Below are 16,847 nucleotides of genomic sequence, written 5' to 3'. Positions count from 1 at the left end.
GCAGCTGAAGCTGAACGCGATGGATTGGCTGGATTGATTGCCTGGGCTTATCGCAGGCATACGCAATCCTTCCGTATACCAAGGCCAAGTGGTCTTCTATTGCCATTAAGGTCTCTCGACCGCCGCAACGGTGACCCCATGCTCCACTCCTGAAGACCCTTAATTCGGCGCTCGGACTTTTGCCGCTACGTCCCAATCCGGTCGCCTGCTTCAAGCAAAACTTGATCTTCCATGGGGCGACAAGATGTGTCGTCTCCAACTTCCTTCTGCCCTCCTGACCATGCCGAATCGTCGCAAGTTTCTTTCTGTCTTCAGCGCCACCCTGGCCGGCACCCTGTTCCTGAATGCCTGCGGCAATCCTCCCGAGAAAGGTGGAGGCGCCGATGGCGGCACAGCATCCGCTCCGGTGGCCGATGCTGGCCTCGAAACCAAAACCATCACACTCGGCTATGTCCCGATCGTGGAGGCCGCCTCTCTGGTGGTGGGGGTTGAGAAGGGCTTCTTTGCCAAGCACGGCCTTGAGGTGAAGCTGGCCAAGCAGGCCAGTTGGCCCGCCGCTCGCGACAACGTGGTGATCGGTTCCGCAGGTGGCGGCATCGACGGCGGTCAGTGGCAGCTGCCGATGCCCCACCTGATCACCGAGGGCATCATCACCAACGGCAACAAGGTGCCGATGTATGTGCTGGCGCAGCTCATCAGCCAGGGCAACGGTATCGCTGTGTCCAACTCGCTGAAGAAGGCCAACCTGCGCGTCGACCTCACTCCGGCGGCCCCCACGATCCTGGGCTTTCCCAAGACCGAGGGCCGCAAGTTCCGCGCGGCTCACACCTACCCCAACGCCAACCAGGACCTCTGGATCCGCTACTGGCTTGGCGCCGGCGGCATCGATCCCGACAAGGACATCGAGCTGCTGACGGTGCCATCCACCGAAACCCTTCAGGGGATGCGCAACGGCACCATGGAAGCCTTCAGCACGGGAGATCCCTGGCCGTTCCGGATCGTCAGGGACGACATCGGCTACCTGGCGGCTCTGACCGCCGAGATGTGGCCGGTGCACCCCGAGGAGTTCCTGGCCGTTCGCGCCGACTGGGTGGACAAGCACCCCAAGGCTGCCGTGGCCCTGCTCAAGGGTCTGATGGAGTCCCAGCAGTGGGCCGACAAGGCTGAGAACAAGACGGCTTTGGCGCAGATGCTCAGCTCCCGGGCTTACTTTAATACCCCGGCCGCGGTGCTGGAGCCGGCGCTCAAGGCGGAGTACAAGCTCGGGGCTGATCTCAAGCCTTCCAATGATCCCAAGCTGGGCCCCCTCTACTGGAACAGCGATCGTGGGGTGATCTCCTATCCCTACAAGAGCTTGAGCCTCTGGTTCCTGGTGGAATCCCTGCGCTGGAAGTTTCACCCCGGCAAGCTCGACACGATTGAGCAGGCCAAGGCCCTGGTCGACAAGGTCAACCGTGAGGACCTCTGGCGTCAGGCGGCCACTGAGCTGGGTCTTCCTGCCGGTGACATCCCCAAAGGCTCCTCCCGCGGCAAGGAGACCTTCTTCGATGGCATCGTCTTCGATCCGGAGAACCCCCAGGCCTACCTCGACAGCCTGAAGATCAAGCGCTGATCGCCGCCCACCTCCCTCGGCGCTGGCTCCAGGGCCGGGGGTTTCTTTCGTCAGCAGGCGGCTTGCCGCCATCCCTCATCCCCTTCCTCTCGTTCTTCCCAGGACGACAGTTTCATGGTTTCCGTTCCCCAGCCAAGCGCAGGATCCAGCAAGAATCCCATCCGCTGGCTGATGCTCAACCGCAGCACCTGGCTCTATCCCCTTCTCGGGGTCGGTGGATTTCTGCTGGTCTGGCAGATCAGCGCCAGTTTGAATCTCACCCGTCTGCCGGGGCCCCTCAGCCTCTGGACCAACGAACGGACCAGGGAATTGCTCCTCTATTCCTTCTATGACCGGGGCGGCCTTGATAAGGGCCTCTTCTGGCAGACGATGGCCAGCCTGGGGCGTGTGGCCCAGGGCTATTTCCTCGCGGCTCTGGTGGGGATCAGCGCGGGTATCACGGTGGGCCTGAGCCCGGCCCTGAACCGGGCGTTTGATCCCCTTTTTCAGTTCCTGCGCATGGTGGCGCCGCTGGCCTGGGTTCCGATTGCCCTGGTGATTTTCCAGAAAAACCAGCCGGCGGCAATCTTCGTGATCTTCATTACCGCCATCTGGCCGATCCTGATCAACACCGCCGAGGGCGTGCGTCAGATCCCCCAGGACTATCGCAATGTGGCCCTGGTGCTGCAGATGTCGAAGGGTCGCTTTTTCACCAAGGTGCTGATCCCCTCGGCCTTGCCGTACATCTTCACCGGCCTGCGCATTTCGATCGGCCTGGCCTGGTTGGCGATCATCGCCGCCGAGATCGTCATGTCCGGCATCGTCGGCATCGGCTTCTTCATCTGGGATTCCTACCAGCAGAACTACCTCAGCGACATCATCCTGGCCGTGCTCTGGATCGGCGCCGTGGGTCTGCTGCTGGATCGCGCCATGGCCTGGCTGCAGAGCCGCCTCACCCCCGGCCAGTGATGGTCTCCCTTTCGACTGCTCACCCCACGCCCCGACGGAGATCTGAACGATGACCGCACTGGTTGATGTTCGCAACATCGAAAAAAGCTTTGCCCTTCGCGGCGGCGGCAGCTACCTCGCCCTCAAGGGAATCGATCTGGAGATCCGCAAGGGGGAATTCATCTCCCTGATCGGTCACTCCGGTTGCGGCAAGAGCACCCTGCTGAACATGATCGCCGGGCTCGATCTACCCAGCGAAGGCACGGTGCTGCTGGATGGCGAAGCCATCAAGCGCCCCGGTCCCGACAAGATGGTGGTGTTCCAGAACTACTCGCTGCTGCCCTGGCTCACGGTGCGGGAGAACATCGCCCTGGCGGTGGATGAGGTGATGGGCAAGATCGGCAGCAGTGAACGCGATGCCCTCGTGCAGGAGCACATCGACATGGTGGGCCTCGGTCCGGCGGCGGCCAAGCTGCCGCTGCAGCTCTCCGGTGGCATGCGCCAGCGGGTGGCGATCGCCCGGGCCCTGGCGATCCGCCCCAAGCTGTTGCTGCTCGATGAACCCTTCGGGGCGCTCGATGCGCTCACCCGGGGCAATCTGCAGGAGAAGCTGATGCAGATCTGCAACGAGCATGAGCTCACCGCGGTGATGGTGACCCACGACGTGGACGAGGCGGTGCTGCTCTCCGACCGCATCGTGATGCTCACCAACGGCCCCGGCTCCAACATCGGCGGCATTCTCGAGGTGGACATCCCCCGGCCAAGGGCCCGCCTGGATGTGGTGCATCACCCCAGCTACTACAGCCTGCGCTCGGAGATCATCTACTTCCTCAACCGCCAGAAGCGGGTGAAGCAGTGGCGCGCCCGGCCCCATGCCGTGGTGGCGCGCCATGGCCTTGAGAAGGTGAACCTGGATCTGGGTTTTCTGCCCCTGGCCGCCAGTGCCCCTCTGGCGGTGGCCGAAGCCCACGGGCTCTTTGCCAAGCACGGCCTCGATGAGGTGAGCCTGATCCGCGAAACCAGCTGGCGCGGCATCGTCGACGGGCTGGTGGACGGCACCCTCGACGCCTCGCTGATGCCGGCGGGAATGCCCACCTGGATGACGGCCGGCGGCCATGGCGGCACGCCCCTGCCGATCGTGACGCCGCTCACCCTGAGCCGTAACGGCAATGGCATCACCCTGGGCCGGCGCCTAGCGGAGCAGGGGGTGCACACGGTGGAGGACTACCGCGCCTATCTCAAGAGCCATGAGCGGGAGCCCCACACGATGGGGATCGTGCACGAAGCCTCGATGCACAACCTGCTGCTGCGCTACTGGCTGGCGGCCAACGGCATTGACCCCGACAAGGATGTGCACCTCCAGGCCCTGCCCCCGGCCCAGATGCTCGCCGACCTCAAGGACGGCAGCATCGACGGCTACTGCGTGGGCGCCCCCTGGCTCGACCGGGCCATCCGCGACGGCCACGGCATCGCGGTGGCGGGCGATCTGGCGATCTGGCCCGGCCATCCCGGCAAGGTGCTGGGGCTGCGCGAAGACTGGGCGATCGCCTACCCCAACACCAACATCGCCCTCACCAAGGCGCTGCTGGAGGCCTGTCGCTACTGCGCCGATCCGGCCCACTGGGCCGAGCTCAGCGAGCTGCTCAGCGACCGCCGCTACCTCGGCATCAAGCCGGAGATGATCCGCTTCAGCGAGGCCAGCGCCGACGTGGACCGGGGCGGACCGGAGAGCGAGGGGGCGGTGCCGCACCACCTGTTCTTCGGGGAGGGGCTGAACCGTCCCAGCCGCACCGAGCACCTCTGGATGATGACCCAGATGGCCCGCTGGGGTGAGATCCCTCTGCCGCGCAACTGGGTGGAGATCCTCGAGCGCGTCTGTCAGGTGGGGGTGTTCAGCACGGCGGCGCGGGAGCTGGGCCTCGATGCAATCAGCTATCAGCGCCAGGGCATCGAGCTCTTCGATGGCCTCCCCTTCAATGCCGAAGATCCGATCGGTTATCTCAACGCCCAGACGATCAAACGCGATTTCAGCATCGCCGAGATCCCGCTGACGCCACCCCGGCGCGGCTGAAGCACCACGGCAACGGGCCCCTGATGCCCCAGGCCCCGCTTGCTGCTTCCTGAGTTCTGTTCACACTTCCATTCCGTTCCGACTTCCTCAGCGAGATGCTCCATGTCGAACCTGATCCAGCCTGCCCCCAGGGGAGTGCCGGCCTCGGCGGCACCGCCGCCGCGCGAGGCCTTCCTGAGTATCGAGTACGTCAGCAAGGTGTATCCCACCGCCAATGGCCCCTATCCGGTGCTGGATGGCATCGACCTGGAGGTGAACCAGGGGGAGTTCATGTGCGTGATCGGCCACTCCGGCTGCGGCAAATCCACCCTGCTGAACATGGTCTCGGGCTTCGCCACCCCCAGCGATGGCCAGGTGATGCTGCATGGCAACCGGATCACCAAACCCGGCCCTGACCGGATGGTGGTGTTCCAGGGCTATGCCCTGCTGCCCTGGTTTACCGCCTACGAGAATGTGTACCTGGCGATTGATTCGGTGAAGCCGGATCTGCCGGCCCGTGAGAAGAAGGAGATCACCCGCGAGCACCTCGCCATGGTGGGCCTCACCGAAGCGGCCGAGAAAAAGATCCTGCAGCTCTCCGGTGGCATGAAGCAGCGGGTGGCGATCGCCCGGGCCCTGGCGATCCGTCCGGAGGTGCTGATCCTCGATGAACCTTTCGGGGCCCTCGATGCCATCACCAAGGAGGAGCTGCAGGAGGAACTGCTGACGATCTGGAACACCCAGAAGTGCACCGTGTTGATGATCACCCACGACATCGACGAGGCGCTGTTCCTGGCCGATCGGCTGGTGATGATGACCAATGGTCCGGCTGCCAAGATCGGCGAAATCATGGAGATCAACTTCCCGCGGCCGCGCAACCGCGAGGAGATCATGGAAGACCCGATCTACTACGACATGCGCAACCAGGCGCTGGATTTCCTTTACAGCCGCTTCGCCCACGACGACACGGAGTGAGCCAAAAAAAGCCCCGGCACTGGGGCCGGGGCATGAGTCCTCTTCTCTCGATCAACGCCTTTGCGTTCCGCTCAGTTCTCCAGTGCGATCAGCCCTCCACTTTGACCACAACGGTGCTGTGGGTCTGGGCCTTGGGGGCCGTGACGGTGAGCAGACCATCGCGGTAGCGGGCTTCGATGCCCTCCCGCTGCAGGCCGGCGGCAAAACGGAAGCTGCGGCTCCAGGTGCCATAGCGGAATTCGCTGTGGATGGGACCGCCTTCTTTGGCGTCGCCGTTGCCGCTGGTGGTCTGGGAGCGGCGCTCAGCGCTGATCAGCAAGGTGCGGTCGGTGGCCTTCACCTCGATCGAGTCCTTGTCGACACCGGGCAATTCCAGCACGACGACATAGGACTGATCGGTTTCATGCACTTCGGCGGCTGGTACACGCTCGGCCTGATTGACCTGTTGCTCCAGACGCTCGAGTAGATCGAAGGGGGAATGGCGCAGGGTCAGCATGGTGGTGTCCTTCTCAATTGAGAATCCGGGTGGTTCCGGATCACCCGTCCAGCCAATGTGGCCGATCCCAATGAGATCCAGGAGCGTGTAGACCGTCCATCCCAGTACGGTCTACACGCCTCAGCCGGTCTCTACACCAGAACTGGAGGGAGAACCGACAGGGGCACCTGCGGCAGCCACCACCAGCTGGAGAAGGCAGCGGCCTGACCGCGGTCTTGGCCGTGGCTGTCGCGCAGGGTCCAGAGGCGGGCGCCATGGATCACGAAGCGGCGGCCGTGGCTGTCGATGCGGATGCCGGTGTAGCCGCTGATCGCCTCCTGGGCCCGGGCGCTGGCCAGCAGGCGGTCGCGGCCGGAGCGCTCGATGGGCTCGGCCGTGAGCCGGGAGGGCATACCGATCATCTCGGCCCAGGGGCGCCGCCAGAGCGCCAGGGCTGAACTGTTGGCGTAGATCAGACGGGGGTCGTGATCAGGCCGATCTGCGTTGCCGTCGTGGGCGAGCACCACAGTGGCTGCCGCGAACAGCTCCTGAGCCCGCCGACGGTCTTCACCAGGTGTTGGCGTTGGCGGGGCCGGGCTGGCGGAGGCGATCAGGGGCCGGCCGAAGGCCCGCTGGTGCGAGGTCAGCAGCCAGGTGGCCCGCTCCATGCCTGCGGGGCTGAGCCAGGGTGCCTCACCGGGGAGTGAGCCGGCCTCAGGCACCGACATCGCTGCTGGCGCCACCCATGGCCTGGGCGAGGGCCTGTTGGCTCACCCGGCTGGCCTGGGCCTTCAGCAGGCCCAGGAAGTGGCGGTTGGCCTCGGGGAAGAGGGGTTCGTGGGCCAGGGGCAGCTCACCGGCCTCATCGAGCCCGCTCTCCCCCTCCATCGCTGGCGTGATCACCACCAGATCCGGATCCAGAGCTGAGGCGTACGACCACCAGCGGCTCGGGTCGATCACGGCTGGGTGCACCGGGTGCGGCACATGGACGGCGGCCCGGCGCTTGCCGCCTCCGGCTGCAGCCAGCTGTTTCCGTCGGCGCTTGGCCAGGTCGGAGAGCAACTGGGTCCTGGAGCGGCCGCGCAGCTGGAAGAGCACGAAGGGATCTTCGCTGAAGCGATCGCCCATCAGGTAGTAGACGGCGCTGACGTGCTTGCAGGGATTGGCCTTGTCGGGGCAGCTGCACTCGCTGCGCACCTCCTGCAGCTTGAAGGGAAAGAGGCGGCGACCGCTGGCGGCAAAGGCGCGCTCGATGTCCTGGGGCATGACGCCGGCCAGCAGCTGGGCCGACCAGCGGGCCTTCTGGCCGAGGGCCTCGAGCACGTAGCCCCAGTCGTCGTCGCTGAGCACATCCAGCCAGAGCTTCACCTTGTAGGGCTCCTCTTCGGTGCCCTGCACGCGGGCATGCACGCGGCGCCCTTCAAAGCGGATCGAGAGCACGTTGCCCTCGCGCACATAGGACCAGGCGCGCTCCAGCCGTTTCTTGTAGCGGTAGGAGTTGATCAGCTCCATCCACTGCTCCACCCACCAGGGCTGCTGCCCCAGGCCCTGCTGGCCCAGCTGGGTGGTGATGGGACTGCCGCCGAAGGCGGTGCCGGTGCCGGAGAGGGTCATGGAGAAAGTATGCCGAGCGGCTGGGGCAGCGGCCGCTGCTGGCCTGTGCTCGCCAGGCTGGAGGGGATCTGGGAGCTGAGCATGGCCCGTGTCGCCGAGCGTCTGGCCGCCAATGTGGATGGCCCCTTTTATGTGGATGCCAGCTGCATCGACTGCGGCACCTGCTGGCAGTTCGATCCGGCCCACTTCGCTCCCACCGGCCGTACCTCTCACGTACGGGCCCAGCCAGCCGGGGAGGAGGAGACCCGGGCGGCCCTGCTGGCGCTGCAGGCCTGTCCGGTGGCCGCGATCGGCACCACCCGGGAGCTGCTGGCCCAGACGCCCGCCGATGGCTTCCCGGCCCTGGTGACCAGCGTGCCGCGGGGGGAGGTGCACTACTGCGGCTGGGCGTCGCGTAAGAGCTTCGGGGCCAGCAGCTGGCTGATCACGCGACGGCGAGCCGATGGCAGCGCCGACAACGTACTGATCGATTCCCCGCGCTGGAGCGCTCCCCTGGCTCGCCGGATCGAGGCCCTTGGCGGCGTGGGCCGGATCCTGCTCAGCCACCGCGACGACGTGGCCGACCACCAGGCCTGGGCCCAGCGGTTCGGTGCTGAGCGCTGGATCCACAGCGCCGATGCGGCGGCCGCCCCTCAGGCGGAGCACCGCTTCGAGGGCACGGAGCGGCTGCGGCTCGATGATGACCTGCTGGTGATTCCGGTGCCGGGACACACAGCCGGCTGCGTGGCGGTGCTGTTCGCCGATCAGGTGCTGTTCAGCGGCGACCATCTCTGGTGGGGGGTGGATCCGCCGGGGGTGGTGGCCTCCCGCAGGGTCTGCTGGTGGAACTGGGACGAGCAACGGCGATCGGTGGAGCGGTTGCTGGATCTGGACGTGCGCTGGCTGCTTCCCGGCCATGGCCGCTGGCATGCCTTCGCTCCAGGCGAATGGCGCCGGCAACTGGAAGCCACGCTGGCGCGGGTGCGAGAGGGACAGGGCGGGGAACTCTGAAAGTGGATCTGCGTTGAACGCATGGCTCAGGCTTCAGGCCCACGGCTGATGGATCGATTCCGGGAGGAGATGCAGGTGAGGCATTACGCCCGGCGCACGATCATCAGCTACGCCCAGTGGGTGAAACGCTTTCTGCGCTTCCACGGCATGAGGCATCCGAGGGGGATGGGCCAAGAGGAGATCAATGCCTTCCTGTCGCATCTGGCCACGGAGGGGCAGGTGAGTGCTTCCACGCAGAACCAGGCACTGTCGGCCTTGCTGTTTCTCTACCGGACGGTGCTGGGCGGAGATGTGGGGAACCTGGAGGGAGTGGTTCGCGCCCGGCAGGGCAAGCGATTGCCGGTGGTGCTCACGGTGGCTGAGGTGAAGGCGGTGCTGAGTCAGCTCGAAGGTGTCGAGCAGCTCGTGGCGCAGCTGCTGTACGGCAGTGGCCTTCGGCTGATGGAAGCCCTGCGGCTACGGATCAAGGATGTGGACTGCCAGACCCGGCAGCTGACCGTTCGCAGCGGTAAGGGTGACAAGGACCGGGTCACCGTGTTTCCAGCCAGTCTGGTGGAGCCTATGCAGGCCCATCTGCTGGACGTCCAGGAGATACACCGGGCGGATCTGGCGGTCGGGTGGGGACGGGTGATGTTGCCCATGGCACTGGGACGCAAGTATCCGACCGCTGCTTCAGAGTGGGCCTGGCAATGGGTGTTTCCGCAGGCTCACCGCTGGCGTGATCAGAAGGAACGAACCGAAGGCAGGCACCACATCGACCCATCCCTGATCCAGAAGGCCGTGAAACGAGCAATCCTGAAAGCAGGACTCAACAAGCAGGCCAGTTGTCACACTTTTCGGCATTCGTTTGCCACCCACCTGCTGGAGCGTGGTCACGACATTCGAACCATTCAGGAGTTACTGGGTCACAGTGACGTGAAGACGACGATGATCTATACGCATGTGCTGAATCGCGGCCCCTGTGGCGTGATGAGTCCAGCAGACCTTTTGTAGCGAAGCAAACATTTGGTTAGCGGACCCGCCTAAGTTCCCGTGAGGGATGGGCCAATGCCAGAAAAGCCCCTATGGTGGAAGCGATTTCAGCCATCGGCCTGGGAGTCTAAGGGTTCTTATACGGCCACAGGGACTGGGCAAGGGGTGGATACCGGACCCACCGAAATACTGTTAGAAGGATTCAGGAGTAGCTTGACCGCCTGCCGTCTTGACGTCTTGACGACCTAGCGTCAAAGCACTAAGCTGCTGGCATGGACGAGACAAAGCGAGCAACCATCTACTTCGATGCGGACGTACATCGTGCGTTGCGATTGAGGGCTGCTGCATGTAGCCGCTCAATATCGGATATGGTCAATGAAGCTGTGCGCTTGAGCTTGGCCGAAGATGCTGATGATTTACGTGACGCTGATCTAAGGCAAGCCGAGCCGAGCACAAGCTTCGAGGAGTGCTTGGCAACCCTAAGAGATAGTGGCCGCATATAATCTCTCGATTAAGAGATCAGCCTCCAAGGAACTCCAGGCCGTATCGGACAAGGAGACGCTAACTCGATTGATTGAGAAGATTAAATCACTTGCTACCGAGCCGCGCCCACAAGGGGCTGAAAAGCTTGCCGGAAGATCCAACCTCTATCGAGTGCGACAGGGACATTATCGGGTGATCTACTCTGTAGATGATCAGGAACGAGTTGTTGACGTTGTCAAAGTCGGGCACAGAAGAGATGTCTATCGATAGCCTACCTTCTAACATCAAGATACAGAAGGCGGGAGCCGAGGATGATGCCTATGCCAAAGTCACTCCCCGCTTCTGATCTTGGCGTTCGGAAGTGGCTCGGTACTGATCCTTACCGGCGCTTGGCTGGCTTCCTCCACAACAGGCCGGCGATTCCGGTCCCAATACCGGCTCCGCCCAGGAGATAGCCGATTGGAATCAGGGCGAAAGCCTCCCTGAGCGTGCCATCGGCCTCTACCCGCGCCCCGATCAGTCGGTAGGCCACGGCGCAGACCACCGCGCCGGTGAGCAGCAGCAGCGCGAGGCGGATGAGCGGGCGTTTCATGGCCGCAGCTGCTCCAGCAGGGTCTGGGTGAGCGCCAGCTCACAGCGCGTCGTGAAGATGCCGTAGCCGGTGCCCTGGAAGCTCACCGACTTGGCGTAGGCGCACACCCTGCGGCGTTCGGCGCGGAAAGCACGCGCCTGCTCGTTTGGGTCGGCACTCGTCTTGTAGAAGCCGGTGAGGTTGTCGCGCCAGAGCGTCTGGAAGGTTTCGCTGGGCACCTGCCTGGCCTCGCTGGCCACCCGGGCCAGGGCCTTCTCCAGCTCCCGGTCCATGGCCTGGAGGGCTTGCATCACGCAGCGGGTTTCAGCCACGGTGCTTTCTGATGGGGTGCAGACCTCCGCTGCTGGTGCCGGCAGCGGCAGCAGCAGCGGCACCAGGGAGGCGGCCAGCAGCAGGTGGAGACAGGTGCGCACCGTGGGCCTTTTCTCCAGACGGATTTTCCCCGGACAGATTGTCATGCTGGATGCTGCTCTTCCGAGTCGCCGCCTCTCCTCGCCATGACCAGATTGCTCTCCCGCCATCTCCCCCTGCTGCTCACGGCCATCGCCGGCTGCCTTGTCAGCCACCCGGCTGCCGCATGGGCATCCCCGGCCGGCAGCAACCTGGCGGTGCTGCTTCAGGCAGCGGGCGGCCAGCCCCTGGGCCTCTACGACGGTGTGCGCTTCGTGCGGATCAACGCCACCGACGGCACCCGCATCACCGTCACGATCAACTGCGAGCAGGAGCTCTGGCGGGTGGCCCGCATTGAGCCCAGAACCGGCCGAGCGGACTTCCGCGACGATCTCTTCCAGAGTGCTGCCGGCATCGGCCGCAGCCGCTGGTGCACCACCCCCGTGCGCACGATGGAGTGAGTCTGGGCTCACTCCTCCAGCAGCTGCACCTGGTACACGGCCACATTGCTGTGGGCAAGCGAGCGCACGATCTCAGGCACCATCTGCATCGGGGTGCAGAGCGTCAGCGAGCGGCGCCTGCCGGCGGCCATATCCGCCAGGTGCTGGGGATCGATGCTGGTGGAGCGCTGCTGCGCTGCAGCCTCAAACACCTCCACCGCTGGGCTCTTCCCGGAACCCAGCACAAACAGCACCCGCCGGGGCGTCTCGCTGTAGTCGCGGCTGAGGGCCTCCAGGGCAGGGATGTCCGGGTGTGTCATGGCCTGCTGGTGGTGGGGGATTGCTACACCCACCTGGATAATCGATTGGCTTTCCTTTGCTCACGCATGCTCCACCGCTGCTTCCTCGCCATCGCTGCTGTCAGCGCAAGTGTCATCGCCGGGGCCTCCCTGGTGCGTCCTGCCACGGCCGCCCAGGCGCTGGACTGCTGGATGAACGACAGCAAGCAGACCTGTCAGGTGAAGCCCTGGGGCAACGGGGGATTTGAGATCAGCTTCAGCGGCAGTGCCATCTATCGCTTCGTGCCGGCCGGTCCCCCCACCACCGACAACCGCCGCATGCGTGATGAGCAGGGCCGCATCTGGCTGATGAGCGGCCACCACAGCTTCACGCTCAGCGAGCAGAACGGCGATGGCAACCGAATCGCCGTCTCCAACGTCAAGAGTCGGCCCGCAGCGGCCGTGGATCACCAGGCCCACAGCAAGGTGAAACTCAGCGGCCATGGTCAGCCCACGGTGACCCTGTACGCCAAGCCCAACTACGGCGCCGCGATCGCGGGGATGGGGGTGTCGGGGGAAACGCTCGACAAGCTGGCGTGCACCTCAAACAGCCAGGGCACCTGGTGCCGGGTGGGCTACCCAGGCCAGAGCGGCCGGGTGCTGTGGGTGAACCGGGACTCGCTGATCTTCCTGGGGGACGGGGAGTAAGTCATCGCCCCTGCATTTGCTTGCCCTGGCCGGGTTCTCTGCCCTGGCCTTTGCAGCTGCCCATGCGATCGGGATGGAGAAGCGCATCACCCAGCACAACGGCCGCTCCCGGCCGTCCCGTCAAAAAGCCCCGCTTCATGCCCGCCGAGGGGGCCCTTGCGCTGGCGCGCAAGCTGGCCGCCAGCGCGAGCAATCAAAATGTGTATGGCATGCCTACGCTCTACACATCAGGGAGGCCGGCCATGCGCACGAACATCGTCATCGACGACCAGCTGATGCGCGATGCGATGCAGGCCAGTGGCGCCCGCACCAAGAGGGAAGCCGTCGAGATCGGCCTGCGCACCCTCGTGAGGCTGGAACAGCAGAAGCGCATCAGGGCCTTCCGAGGCCGGCTGTCCTGGGAGGGCAACCTGGAGAGCCTCCGCCAGGACCAGTCCCCTGCAGAGGCCGAGTCAGCGTGATCGTTGTCGATTCATCGGTCTGGATCGACTTCTTCAATGGCGTCAGCACCCCCGAGGTGGAGCGCCTGGATGGCCTGCTGGGCAGCACGCCGGTGGCGATCGGTGATCTGATCCTGGTGGAGGTGCTGCAGGGCTTCCGCCACGACCGAGATGTCGCCACAGCCCGCCAGTTGTTTCGCGCCATCCCCATGCTGGCGATGCTCGGGCCCCAGAACGCCTACAAGGCGGCGGAGAACTACCGCAGCCTGCGCAGTCGGGGCATCACGGTGCGCAAAACGATCGACGGAATCATCGCCACCGCCTGCATCGAGGCGACTGTGCCGCTGCTGTTCAGCGATCGCGACTTCCAGCCCTACGTGGATCACCTGGGCCTGGAAGCGGCTTGAGCCACCATCGAGGGATCAGCCGCGGGGACTCCGGCCGCTGGTCACGAAGCCGGCCCGGTAGAGCTCACTGGTGCCGCCGCCAGGGCATAGTCGCCCCCCATTGCCCCGCGCTTCCACCGTGGCTCTGCATCACGCTGCGAGGCTGCTGTCTTCATCGATCTGGGAGAGCCGATCCCTGGTCAGCCTGCTCTTCCAAAGCCGCGAGTGGGGCTTCCCCGTAAGCAGGCGATCGAGCAGTGGCAGAAGCTCCTCGATGCGGGATGGTTCAGGATTGGGGTCCAGTTCACAGGGCTCATGGATTGGGGCTGAGCGGCCAGAATCGTGCCGATCGGCCGCAGCAGCGCCTACAAATAGGCTTCGAATGATGCAGTGAACCTGATTCAGCCGACGCTGGAGGCCTGGGACGACTGCCGGAACTGCTCAAACAACAAGCACGGCAACCAATGATCCGCACCACAATCACCGCTCTGGCCATCGCCACCAGCGCTATCGCCACCCCTGCCCTGGCCGACTCCGCCAAGGCGTATTGCGAGATGGTTCGCACCAACGGCGAAATGCTCAAAGGAAGCTGTACCTGGTCCCAGATGCAGGGAAACGTCTACATCGATCATTTCAATCATTACGCGTTTGCCTTCCCTGCCGCCGAGGAGGGCAAGACCTACGAACGCACCAACCGTGAAGGTGCTGGCCCCTCCTTCAAGCGCCCCGGCTACGTGCTCAACGTGTACTGGGAGAAGCCGGTCCGCGAGCCTGGGGGAATCTGATGCCGGCTCACTCCACAGGGGACCTGAACAGCGGCTGCGGGCCTGGCCGTTCACGGGTCGCCAGGATTGAATTCCCTAAGGAGACTCTGGAGAACCCCACCACCCTGCGCGAGAATGGCCTTGTGATCCCAACCGTTTACAGGCTTCATGGGCGTCAAGCAGTTCGGTTTTGGTGATTACGAGCAGTCCACAGCCAAAAAGCGGACCCGGCGCGAGCGCTTTCTGGCTGAGATGGAGGCGGTTGTTCCATGGAGTGCACTGATCGATCTGATCGAGCCCCACTACCCCAAGATCAGCAAAAAGGGAGCCCGGCATCCGTATCCTTTGGCCACGATGCTGCGAATCCATTTGCTGCAGCAGTGGTATGACCTCAGCGATCCAGCGATGGAGGATGCGCTGATTGAGGTGCCGACGATGCGTCGGTTCGCGGGGATCGACTTGATCAGCGACAGAATCCCAGATGAGACCACGATCCTGATGTTCCGCCACTTGCTGGAGAAGCACAACCTGGGAGAGCAGATCTTTGAGACGGTGAAGGCCCACCTCAAGGCCAACGCCATGGCCATGAAGCAAGGCACGATCATCGATGCCACCTTGATCGCGGCTCCCAGTTCCACCAAGAACAAGAAGGGGGAAAGGGATCCGGAGATGCACCAGACCAAAAAGGGCAACCAGTGGTATTTTGGGTTGAAGGTTCACATCGGCGTGGACAAGGACACAGGCCTGATCCACGCAGTGGAAACCAACGCTGCCAATGTGCATGACCTCACCCCAGCAGCCGAACTCCTGCACGGTGAGGAGACGGTGGTCTACGCGGATGCCGGCTACCAGGGGATCGAGAACCTTCCAGAGATGGAAGGCAAGGGCATCGGCTTCCGCGTTGCCATGCGCCCAGGGAAGCGGCGTGCTCTGCCCGATACTCCGGAGGGACGACTGGATGATCTGATCGAGACCGCCAAAGCACACATCCGCGCGAAGGTCGAGCACCCGTTCCGCGTGATTAAGCGTCAGTTCGGATTTCAGAATACCCGGCTGCGGGGCATGATCAAAAACCGCTGCAAGGTGAACGTCCTGGCAGCCCTTGCAAACCTATTCATGGTGCGTCATCAGTTGCTATGCAGGACATGATCGGGGGAATGGTGTGCCCATTGGGGGCAAAATAGCCCTCAATGGAAGCGGCCAGTCCCCAATCATGGTGAGATCAGGCTCATTCCAGCCTGATCCGCGCCGAAGTAGTCCAAGCCGAACAATTGGCGGACCGCGACTGGCTTTGCGGAAGTATTTCCCAGAGCTTCCCTAAAGGCAACGAGCCCATTGCCTGCGACAACGTCATCCCCTGATCTCGCCATCACAGCCGCATATGCCTGAGCGGCCTTGATGCCCCGATCAGTTGTCACCCACGGCAACTGATTTCATGGCTGTTTGTCATTTATCCAGGCCATCCCCGACCCCAGTCGTTCTCTTGTGATCGCGGCAGGTGGCGGCCGTGATCTGGCCTGGTCCATCACATGCACCCTTAACTTCTGATCCCGACCGCCGGATCCTGATACTGGGCCCATGACTGACAGGCCAACTTGAACACCTTAATGCCTGCCAAGCTTACCCAATTCACTGTCAAGCAGGCTCACCATCTTATGAGCAGCTCCGGTTACGGCTTGCTCAGTTGTACGGGCCAGGTCGCTCACGGCTGTCGGCTCGCGTCCCGCAAGCCGCGCCTCAAGCAAGCATCGCTTGTCAATTGTGCCTGTCTTCGATGTGCTGTCCTCGTCGCTGAGGTGCACTTCCAGCCTGGTGATGTGATCAGCGAAGCGCGCTAGAACTTGATGAAGAGTGTCTTCGACATTCTGAGCCAGAGCCTCATGCCCTGAGATATTCTTGTCTGTGTTCACTTGGATCTGCATGACGGCTGTCTCCAGCGATAGTGGGCGCTGTGGGCCCATCTCACAATTAGCTAGATCCAGACAAGATGCCAGCCATGGCTTCACATCCCGTACAAGACGCTGCCTTGAATACCAGGACATCCTGAAGAAACGGGCCACCCAGCGGTCATGGGGCTGGAGAGCCAGGAGTCGAATCGGCTTTAGGGACGGGTTCGAGCACGGTGAACGGCTTCCCCTTCACCCCCGCATAAACCCCCACGATCTCGGCGGGTTCCGTGCCGTTGTTGCTGCCGTAGTGGGGCTGATTCACCATCTCGATCAGCCCGTCCCCCGCCCTCAGCTGCAGGCTGGGACCCGCCTCGCTGATCACCAGCAGCTGCCCGCGGATCAGCATGCCGGCGTTAATGACTGGGTGGATGTGCATGGGCAGCTTCATCCCCGGAGGAATCGTGATGTGCAGCACGGTGACTTCCGGCTCGCCTCTGGGATAAGGGGGCAGCGGTGTGCCGTTCCATGCCTCACCGGAGCGGACCAGCGTCTGCACCTTGACCCCTGCCGGCTCCTGATCCGCCAGTGCCCGCGGGCCTGCCAGCAGTAGGCCGCCGCCGAGCAGGAGCAGGGCCAGCCAGCGCTGACGAGTCTTGAGGCTTATCGCGGGACAGAAGACGGACATAGGACGCATGCGATCGAGGGGAAGTCTGGGGAGGGGTCGGCGCAGGTGCATACCCGTGTTAGCCGGGGAGCGGCCAGGGCCTATTAAAAGTCTGGCCCAGTAGCCCTGGCTGATCCTGTCAGCATGGGATTCGGTCCACGGGAATGGTCCTTTTCCCATGCCCGTCTCTTCCGATCC

21 protein-coding genes are annotated in these 16,847 nt (G+C 63.7%); 14 read left to right on the top strand and 7 right to left on the bottom strand.

Annotated elements, in window-relative coordinates; all coding sequences use genetic code 11:
- Nucleotides 1-280: 280 nt before the first annotated feature.
- From KBY78_RS01035 to KBY78_RS01020, 4 genes are all read left to right on the top strand, one after another.
- Nucleotides 281-1,612, top strand: coding sequence for a CmpA/NrtA family ABC transporter substrate-binding protein (locus KBY78_RS01035; RefSeq protein WP_255141959.1), 1,332 nt, complete (start codon nt 281-283; stop codon nt 1,610-1,612).
- A gap of 171 nt (nt 1,613-1,783) precedes the next feature.
- Nucleotides 1,784-2,560 (top strand): nitrate ABC transporter permease, encoded by a 777-nt coding sequence (gene ntrB / locus KBY78_RS01030; RefSeq protein ID WP_255141975.1) that lies wholly within the window; start codon nt 1,784-1,786, stop codon nt 2,558-2,560.
- A 49-nt stretch (nt 2,561-2,609) separates the two neighbouring features.
- Entirely contained in the window at nt 2,610-4,610 is a 2,001-nt protein-coding gene (locus KBY78_RS01025) for a nitrate ABC transporter ATP-binding protein (RefSeq protein WP_255141958.1), read from the top strand.
- A 102-nt stretch (nt 4,611-4,712) separates the two neighbouring features.
- Nucleotides 4,713-5,564: a nitrate ABC transporter ATP-binding protein gene (locus KBY78_RS01020; protein ID WP_255141957.1), complete on the top strand. Its 852-nt coding sequence runs from the start codon at nt 4,713-4,715 to the stop codon at nt 5,562-5,564.
- An 88-nt stretch (nt 5,565-5,652) separates the two neighbouring features.
- Here KBY78_RS01020 and KBY78_RS01015 read toward each other — a convergent pair whose 3' ends face one another.
- The 3 genes from KBY78_RS01015 to KBY78_RS01005 all read right to left on the bottom strand — a co-directional run bounded on the left by KBY78_RS01015 (nt 5,653) and on the right by KBY78_RS01005 (nt 7,653).
- Nucleotides 5,653-6,060, bottom strand: a complete 408-nt coding sequence (locus KBY78_RS01015; RefSeq protein ID WP_037981300.1) for an Hsp20/alpha crystallin family protein — start codon at nt 6,058-6,060, stop codon at nt 5,653-5,655.
- A gap of 131 nt (nt 6,061-6,191) precedes the next feature.
- On the bottom strand, nt 6,192-6,767 hold the full coding sequence (locus KBY78_RS01010; RefSeq protein ID WP_255141956.1) for an MEKHLA domain-containing protein: 576 nt from the start codon (nt 6,765-6,767) through the stop codon (nt 6,192-6,194).
- Nucleotides 6,754-7,653 (bottom strand): SWIM zinc finger family protein, encoded by a 900-nt coding sequence (locus KBY78_RS01005; protein ID WP_255141955.1) that lies wholly within the window; start codon nt 7,651-7,653, stop codon nt 6,754-6,756. Before KBY78_RS01005 ends, KBY78_RS01010 begins: the two co-directional genes overlap by 14 nt.
- Nucleotides 7,654-7,734: 81 nt before the next feature.
- Between KBY78_RS01005 and KBY78_RS01000 the strand changes: the two genes are divergently transcribed.
- The 3 genes from KBY78_RS01000 to KBY78_RS00990 all read left to right on the top strand — a co-directional run bounded on the left by KBY78_RS01000 (nt 7,735) and on the right by KBY78_RS00990 (nt 10,368).
- Entirely contained in the window at nt 7,735-8,643 is a 909-nt protein-coding gene (locus KBY78_RS01000; RefSeq protein WP_255141974.1) for an MBL fold metallo-hydrolase, read from the top strand.
- Between the two features lie 21 nt (nt 8,644-8,664).
- On the top strand, nt 8,665-9,636 hold the full coding sequence (locus KBY78_RS00995; protein WP_255141954.1) for an integron integrase: 972 nt from the start codon (nt 8,665-8,667) through the stop codon (nt 9,634-9,636).
- Nucleotides 9,637-10,104: 468 nt separating this feature from the next.
- On the top strand, nt 10,105-10,368 hold the full coding sequence (locus KBY78_RS00990; RefSeq protein ID WP_255141953.1) for a type II toxin-antitoxin system RelE/ParE family toxin: 264 nt from the start codon (nt 10,105-10,107) through the stop codon (nt 10,366-10,368).
- 109 nt (nt 10,369-10,477) lie between these two features.
- Here KBY78_RS00990 and KBY78_RS00985 read toward each other — a convergent pair whose 3' ends face one another.
- Together KBY78_RS00985 and KBY78_RS00980 are read right to left on the bottom strand one after the other, a co-directional pair.
- A complete protein-coding gene (locus KBY78_RS00985; RefSeq protein ID WP_197210795.1) occupies nt 10,478-10,690 on the bottom strand; it encodes a DUF3955 domain-containing protein in 213 nt (70 codons plus the stop codon).
- Nucleotides 10,687-11,148, bottom strand: a complete 462-nt coding sequence (locus KBY78_RS00980; protein ID WP_255141951.1) for a lysozyme inhibitor LprI family protein — start codon at nt 11,146-11,148, stop codon at nt 10,687-10,689. The genes KBY78_RS00985 and KBY78_RS00980 overlap by 4 nt, the downstream gene beginning before the upstream one ends.
- 39 nt (nt 11,149-11,187) lie before the next feature.
- Between KBY78_RS00980 and KBY78_RS00975 the strand changes: the two genes are divergently transcribed.
- The gene (locus KBY78_RS00975) at nt 11,188-11,541 is read left to right on the top strand and encodes a hypothetical protein (RefSeq protein WP_255141949.1); all 354 of its coding nucleotides are present in this window, start codon (nt 11,188-11,190) and stop codon (nt 11,539-11,541) included.
- An 8-nt stretch (nt 11,542-11,549) separates the two neighbouring features.
- On the opposite strand, the gene KBY78_RS00970 is transcribed toward KBY78_RS00975, so the two are convergent.
- On the bottom strand, nt 11,550-11,840 hold the full coding sequence (locus KBY78_RS00970) for a hypothetical protein (protein ID WP_255141947.1): 291 nt from the start codon (nt 11,838-11,840) through the stop codon (nt 11,550-11,552).
- A 66-nt stretch (nt 11,841-11,906) separates the two neighbouring features.
- On the opposite strand from KBY78_RS00970, the gene KBY78_RS00965 reads away from it, so the two are divergent.
- The 6 genes from KBY78_RS00965 to KBY78_RS00945 all read left to right on the top strand — a co-directional run bounded on the left by KBY78_RS00965 (nt 11,907) and on the right by KBY78_RS00945 (nt 15,245).
- The gene (locus KBY78_RS00965) at nt 11,907-12,506 is read left to right on the top strand and encodes a hypothetical protein (protein ID WP_255141945.1); all 600 of its coding nucleotides are present in this window, start codon (nt 11,907-11,909) and stop codon (nt 12,504-12,506) included.
- Between the two features lie 137 nt (nt 12,507-12,643).
- Nucleotides 12,644-12,967: a type II toxin-antitoxin system VapB family antitoxin gene (locus KBY78_RS00960; protein WP_255141944.1), complete on the top strand. Its 324-nt coding sequence runs from the start codon at nt 12,644-12,646 to the stop codon at nt 12,965-12,967.
- Nucleotides 12,964-13,353: a PIN domain nuclease gene (locus KBY78_RS00955; protein WP_006170415.1), complete on the top strand. Its 390-nt coding sequence runs from the start codon at nt 12,964-12,966 to the stop codon at nt 13,351-13,353. Before KBY78_RS00960 ends, KBY78_RS00955 begins: the two co-directional genes overlap by 4 nt.
- 99 nt (nt 13,354-13,452) lie before the next feature.
- Nucleotides 13,453-13,662 carry a DUF1651 domain-containing protein gene (locus KBY78_RS16315; RefSeq protein WP_399215073.1) on the top strand — a complete coding sequence of 70 codons (210 nt, stop codon included), beginning with the start codon at nt 13,453-13,455 and terminating at the stop codon, nt 13,660-13,662.
- A gap of 134 nt (nt 13,663-13,796) precedes the next feature.
- Entirely contained in the window at nt 13,797-14,117 is a 321-nt protein-coding gene (locus KBY78_RS00950; RefSeq protein WP_255141943.1) for a hypothetical protein, read from the top strand.
- Nucleotides 14,118-14,264: 147 nt separating this feature from the next.
- Nucleotides 14,265-15,245 carry an IS5 family transposase gene (locus tag KBY78_RS00945; protein ID WP_255141942.1) on the top strand — a complete coding sequence of 327 codons (981 nt, stop codon included), beginning with the start codon at nt 14,265-14,267 and terminating at the stop codon, nt 15,243-15,245.
- 918 nt (nt 15,246-16,163) lie between these two features.
- On the opposite strand, the gene KBY78_RS00940 is transcribed toward KBY78_RS00945, so the two are convergent.
- Complete coding sequence (locus KBY78_RS00940; protein ID WP_255141941.1) at nt 16,164-16,670, bottom strand: cupin domain-containing protein; 507 nt, start codon at nt 16,668-16,670, stop codon at nt 16,164-16,166.
- Nucleotides 16,671-16,847 lie beyond the last annotated feature (177 nt).

Source organism: Synechococcus sp. EJ6-Ellesmere (genome assembly GCF_024345875.1).
Lineage (GTDB): Bacteria > Cyanobacteriota > Cyanobacteriia > PCC-6307 > Cyanobiaceae > Regnicoccus_A > Regnicoccus_A antarcticus.
This window is presented reverse-complemented; position numbering and strand designations above follow the sequence as displayed.

What these genes read in the sequence shown, in the direction of transcription:
- ntrB (WP_255141975.1), top strand. Translation starts at nt 1,784, where the DNA reads ATGCTCAACCGCAGCACCTGGCTCTATCCCCTTCTCGGGGTCGGTGGA.
- KBY78_RS00965 (WP_255141945.1), top strand. Translation starts at nt 11,907, where the DNA reads ATGCTCCACCGCTGCTTCCTCGCCATCGCTGCTGTCAGCGCAAGTGTC.
- KBY78_RS01000 (WP_255141974.1), top strand. Translation starts at nt 7,735, where the DNA reads ATGGCCCGTGTCGCCGAGCGTCTGGCCGCCAATGTGGATGGCCCCTTT.
- KBY78_RS00975 (WP_255141949.1), top strand. Translation starts at nt 11,188, where the DNA reads ATGACCAGATTGCTCTCCCGCCATCTCCCCCTGCTGCTCACGGCCATC.
- KBY78_RS01015 (WP_037981300.1), bottom strand. Translation starts at nt 6,060, where the DNA reads ATGCTGACCCTGCGCCATTCCCCCTTCGATCTACTCGAGCGTCTGGAG.
- KBY78_RS01010 (WP_255141956.1), bottom strand. Translation starts at nt 6,767, where the DNA reads ATGTCGGTGCCTGAGGCCGGCTCACTCCCCGGTGAGGCACCCTGGCTC.
- KBY78_RS00970 (WP_255141947.1), bottom strand. Translation starts at nt 11,840, where the DNA reads ATGACACACCCGGACATCCCTGCCCTGGAGGCCCTCAGCCGCGACTAC.
- KBY78_RS01035 (WP_255141959.1), top strand. Translation starts at nt 281, where the DNA reads ATGCCGAATCGTCGCAAGTTTCTTTCTGTCTTCAGCGCCACCCTGGCC.
- KBY78_RS00980 (WP_255141951.1), bottom strand. Translation starts at nt 11,148, where the DNA reads ATGACAATCTGTCCGGGGAAAATCCGTCTGGAGAAAAGGCCCACGGTG.
- KBY78_RS00940 (WP_255141941.1), bottom strand. Translation starts at nt 16,670, where the DNA reads ATGTCCGTCTTCTGTCCCGCGATAAGCCTCAAGACTCGTCAGCGCTGG.
- KBY78_RS01005 (WP_255141955.1), bottom strand. Translation starts at nt 7,653, where the DNA reads ATGACCCTCTCCGGCACCGGCACCGCCTTCGGCGGCAGTCCCATCACC.
- KBY78_RS00995 (WP_255141954.1), top strand. Translation starts at nt 8,665, where the DNA reads ATGGCTCAGGCTTCAGGCCCACGGCTGATGGATCGATTCCGGGAGGAG.
- KBY78_RS00950 (WP_255141943.1), top strand. Translation starts at nt 13,797, where the DNA reads ATGATCCGCACCACAATCACCGCTCTGGCCATCGCCACCAGCGCTATC.
- KBY78_RS00960 (WP_255141944.1), top strand. Translation starts at nt 12,644, where the DNA reads ATGCCCGCCGAGGGGGCCCTTGCGCTGGCGCGCAAGCTGGCCGCCAGC.
- KBY78_RS01025 (WP_255141958.1), top strand. Translation starts at nt 2,610, where the DNA reads ATGACCGCACTGGTTGATGTTCGCAACATCGAAAAAAGCTTTGCCCTT.
- KBY78_RS00985 (WP_197210795.1), bottom strand. Translation starts at nt 10,690, where the DNA reads ATGAAACGCCCGCTCATCCGCCTCGCGCTGCTGCTGCTCACCGGCGCG.
- KBY78_RS01020 (WP_255141957.1), top strand. Translation starts at nt 4,713, where the DNA reads ATGTCGAACCTGATCCAGCCTGCCCCCAGGGGAGTGCCGGCCTCGGCG.
- KBY78_RS00945 (WP_255141942.1), top strand. Translation starts at nt 14,265, where the DNA reads ATGGGCGTCAAGCAGTTCGGTTTTGGTGATTACGAGCAGTCCACAGCC.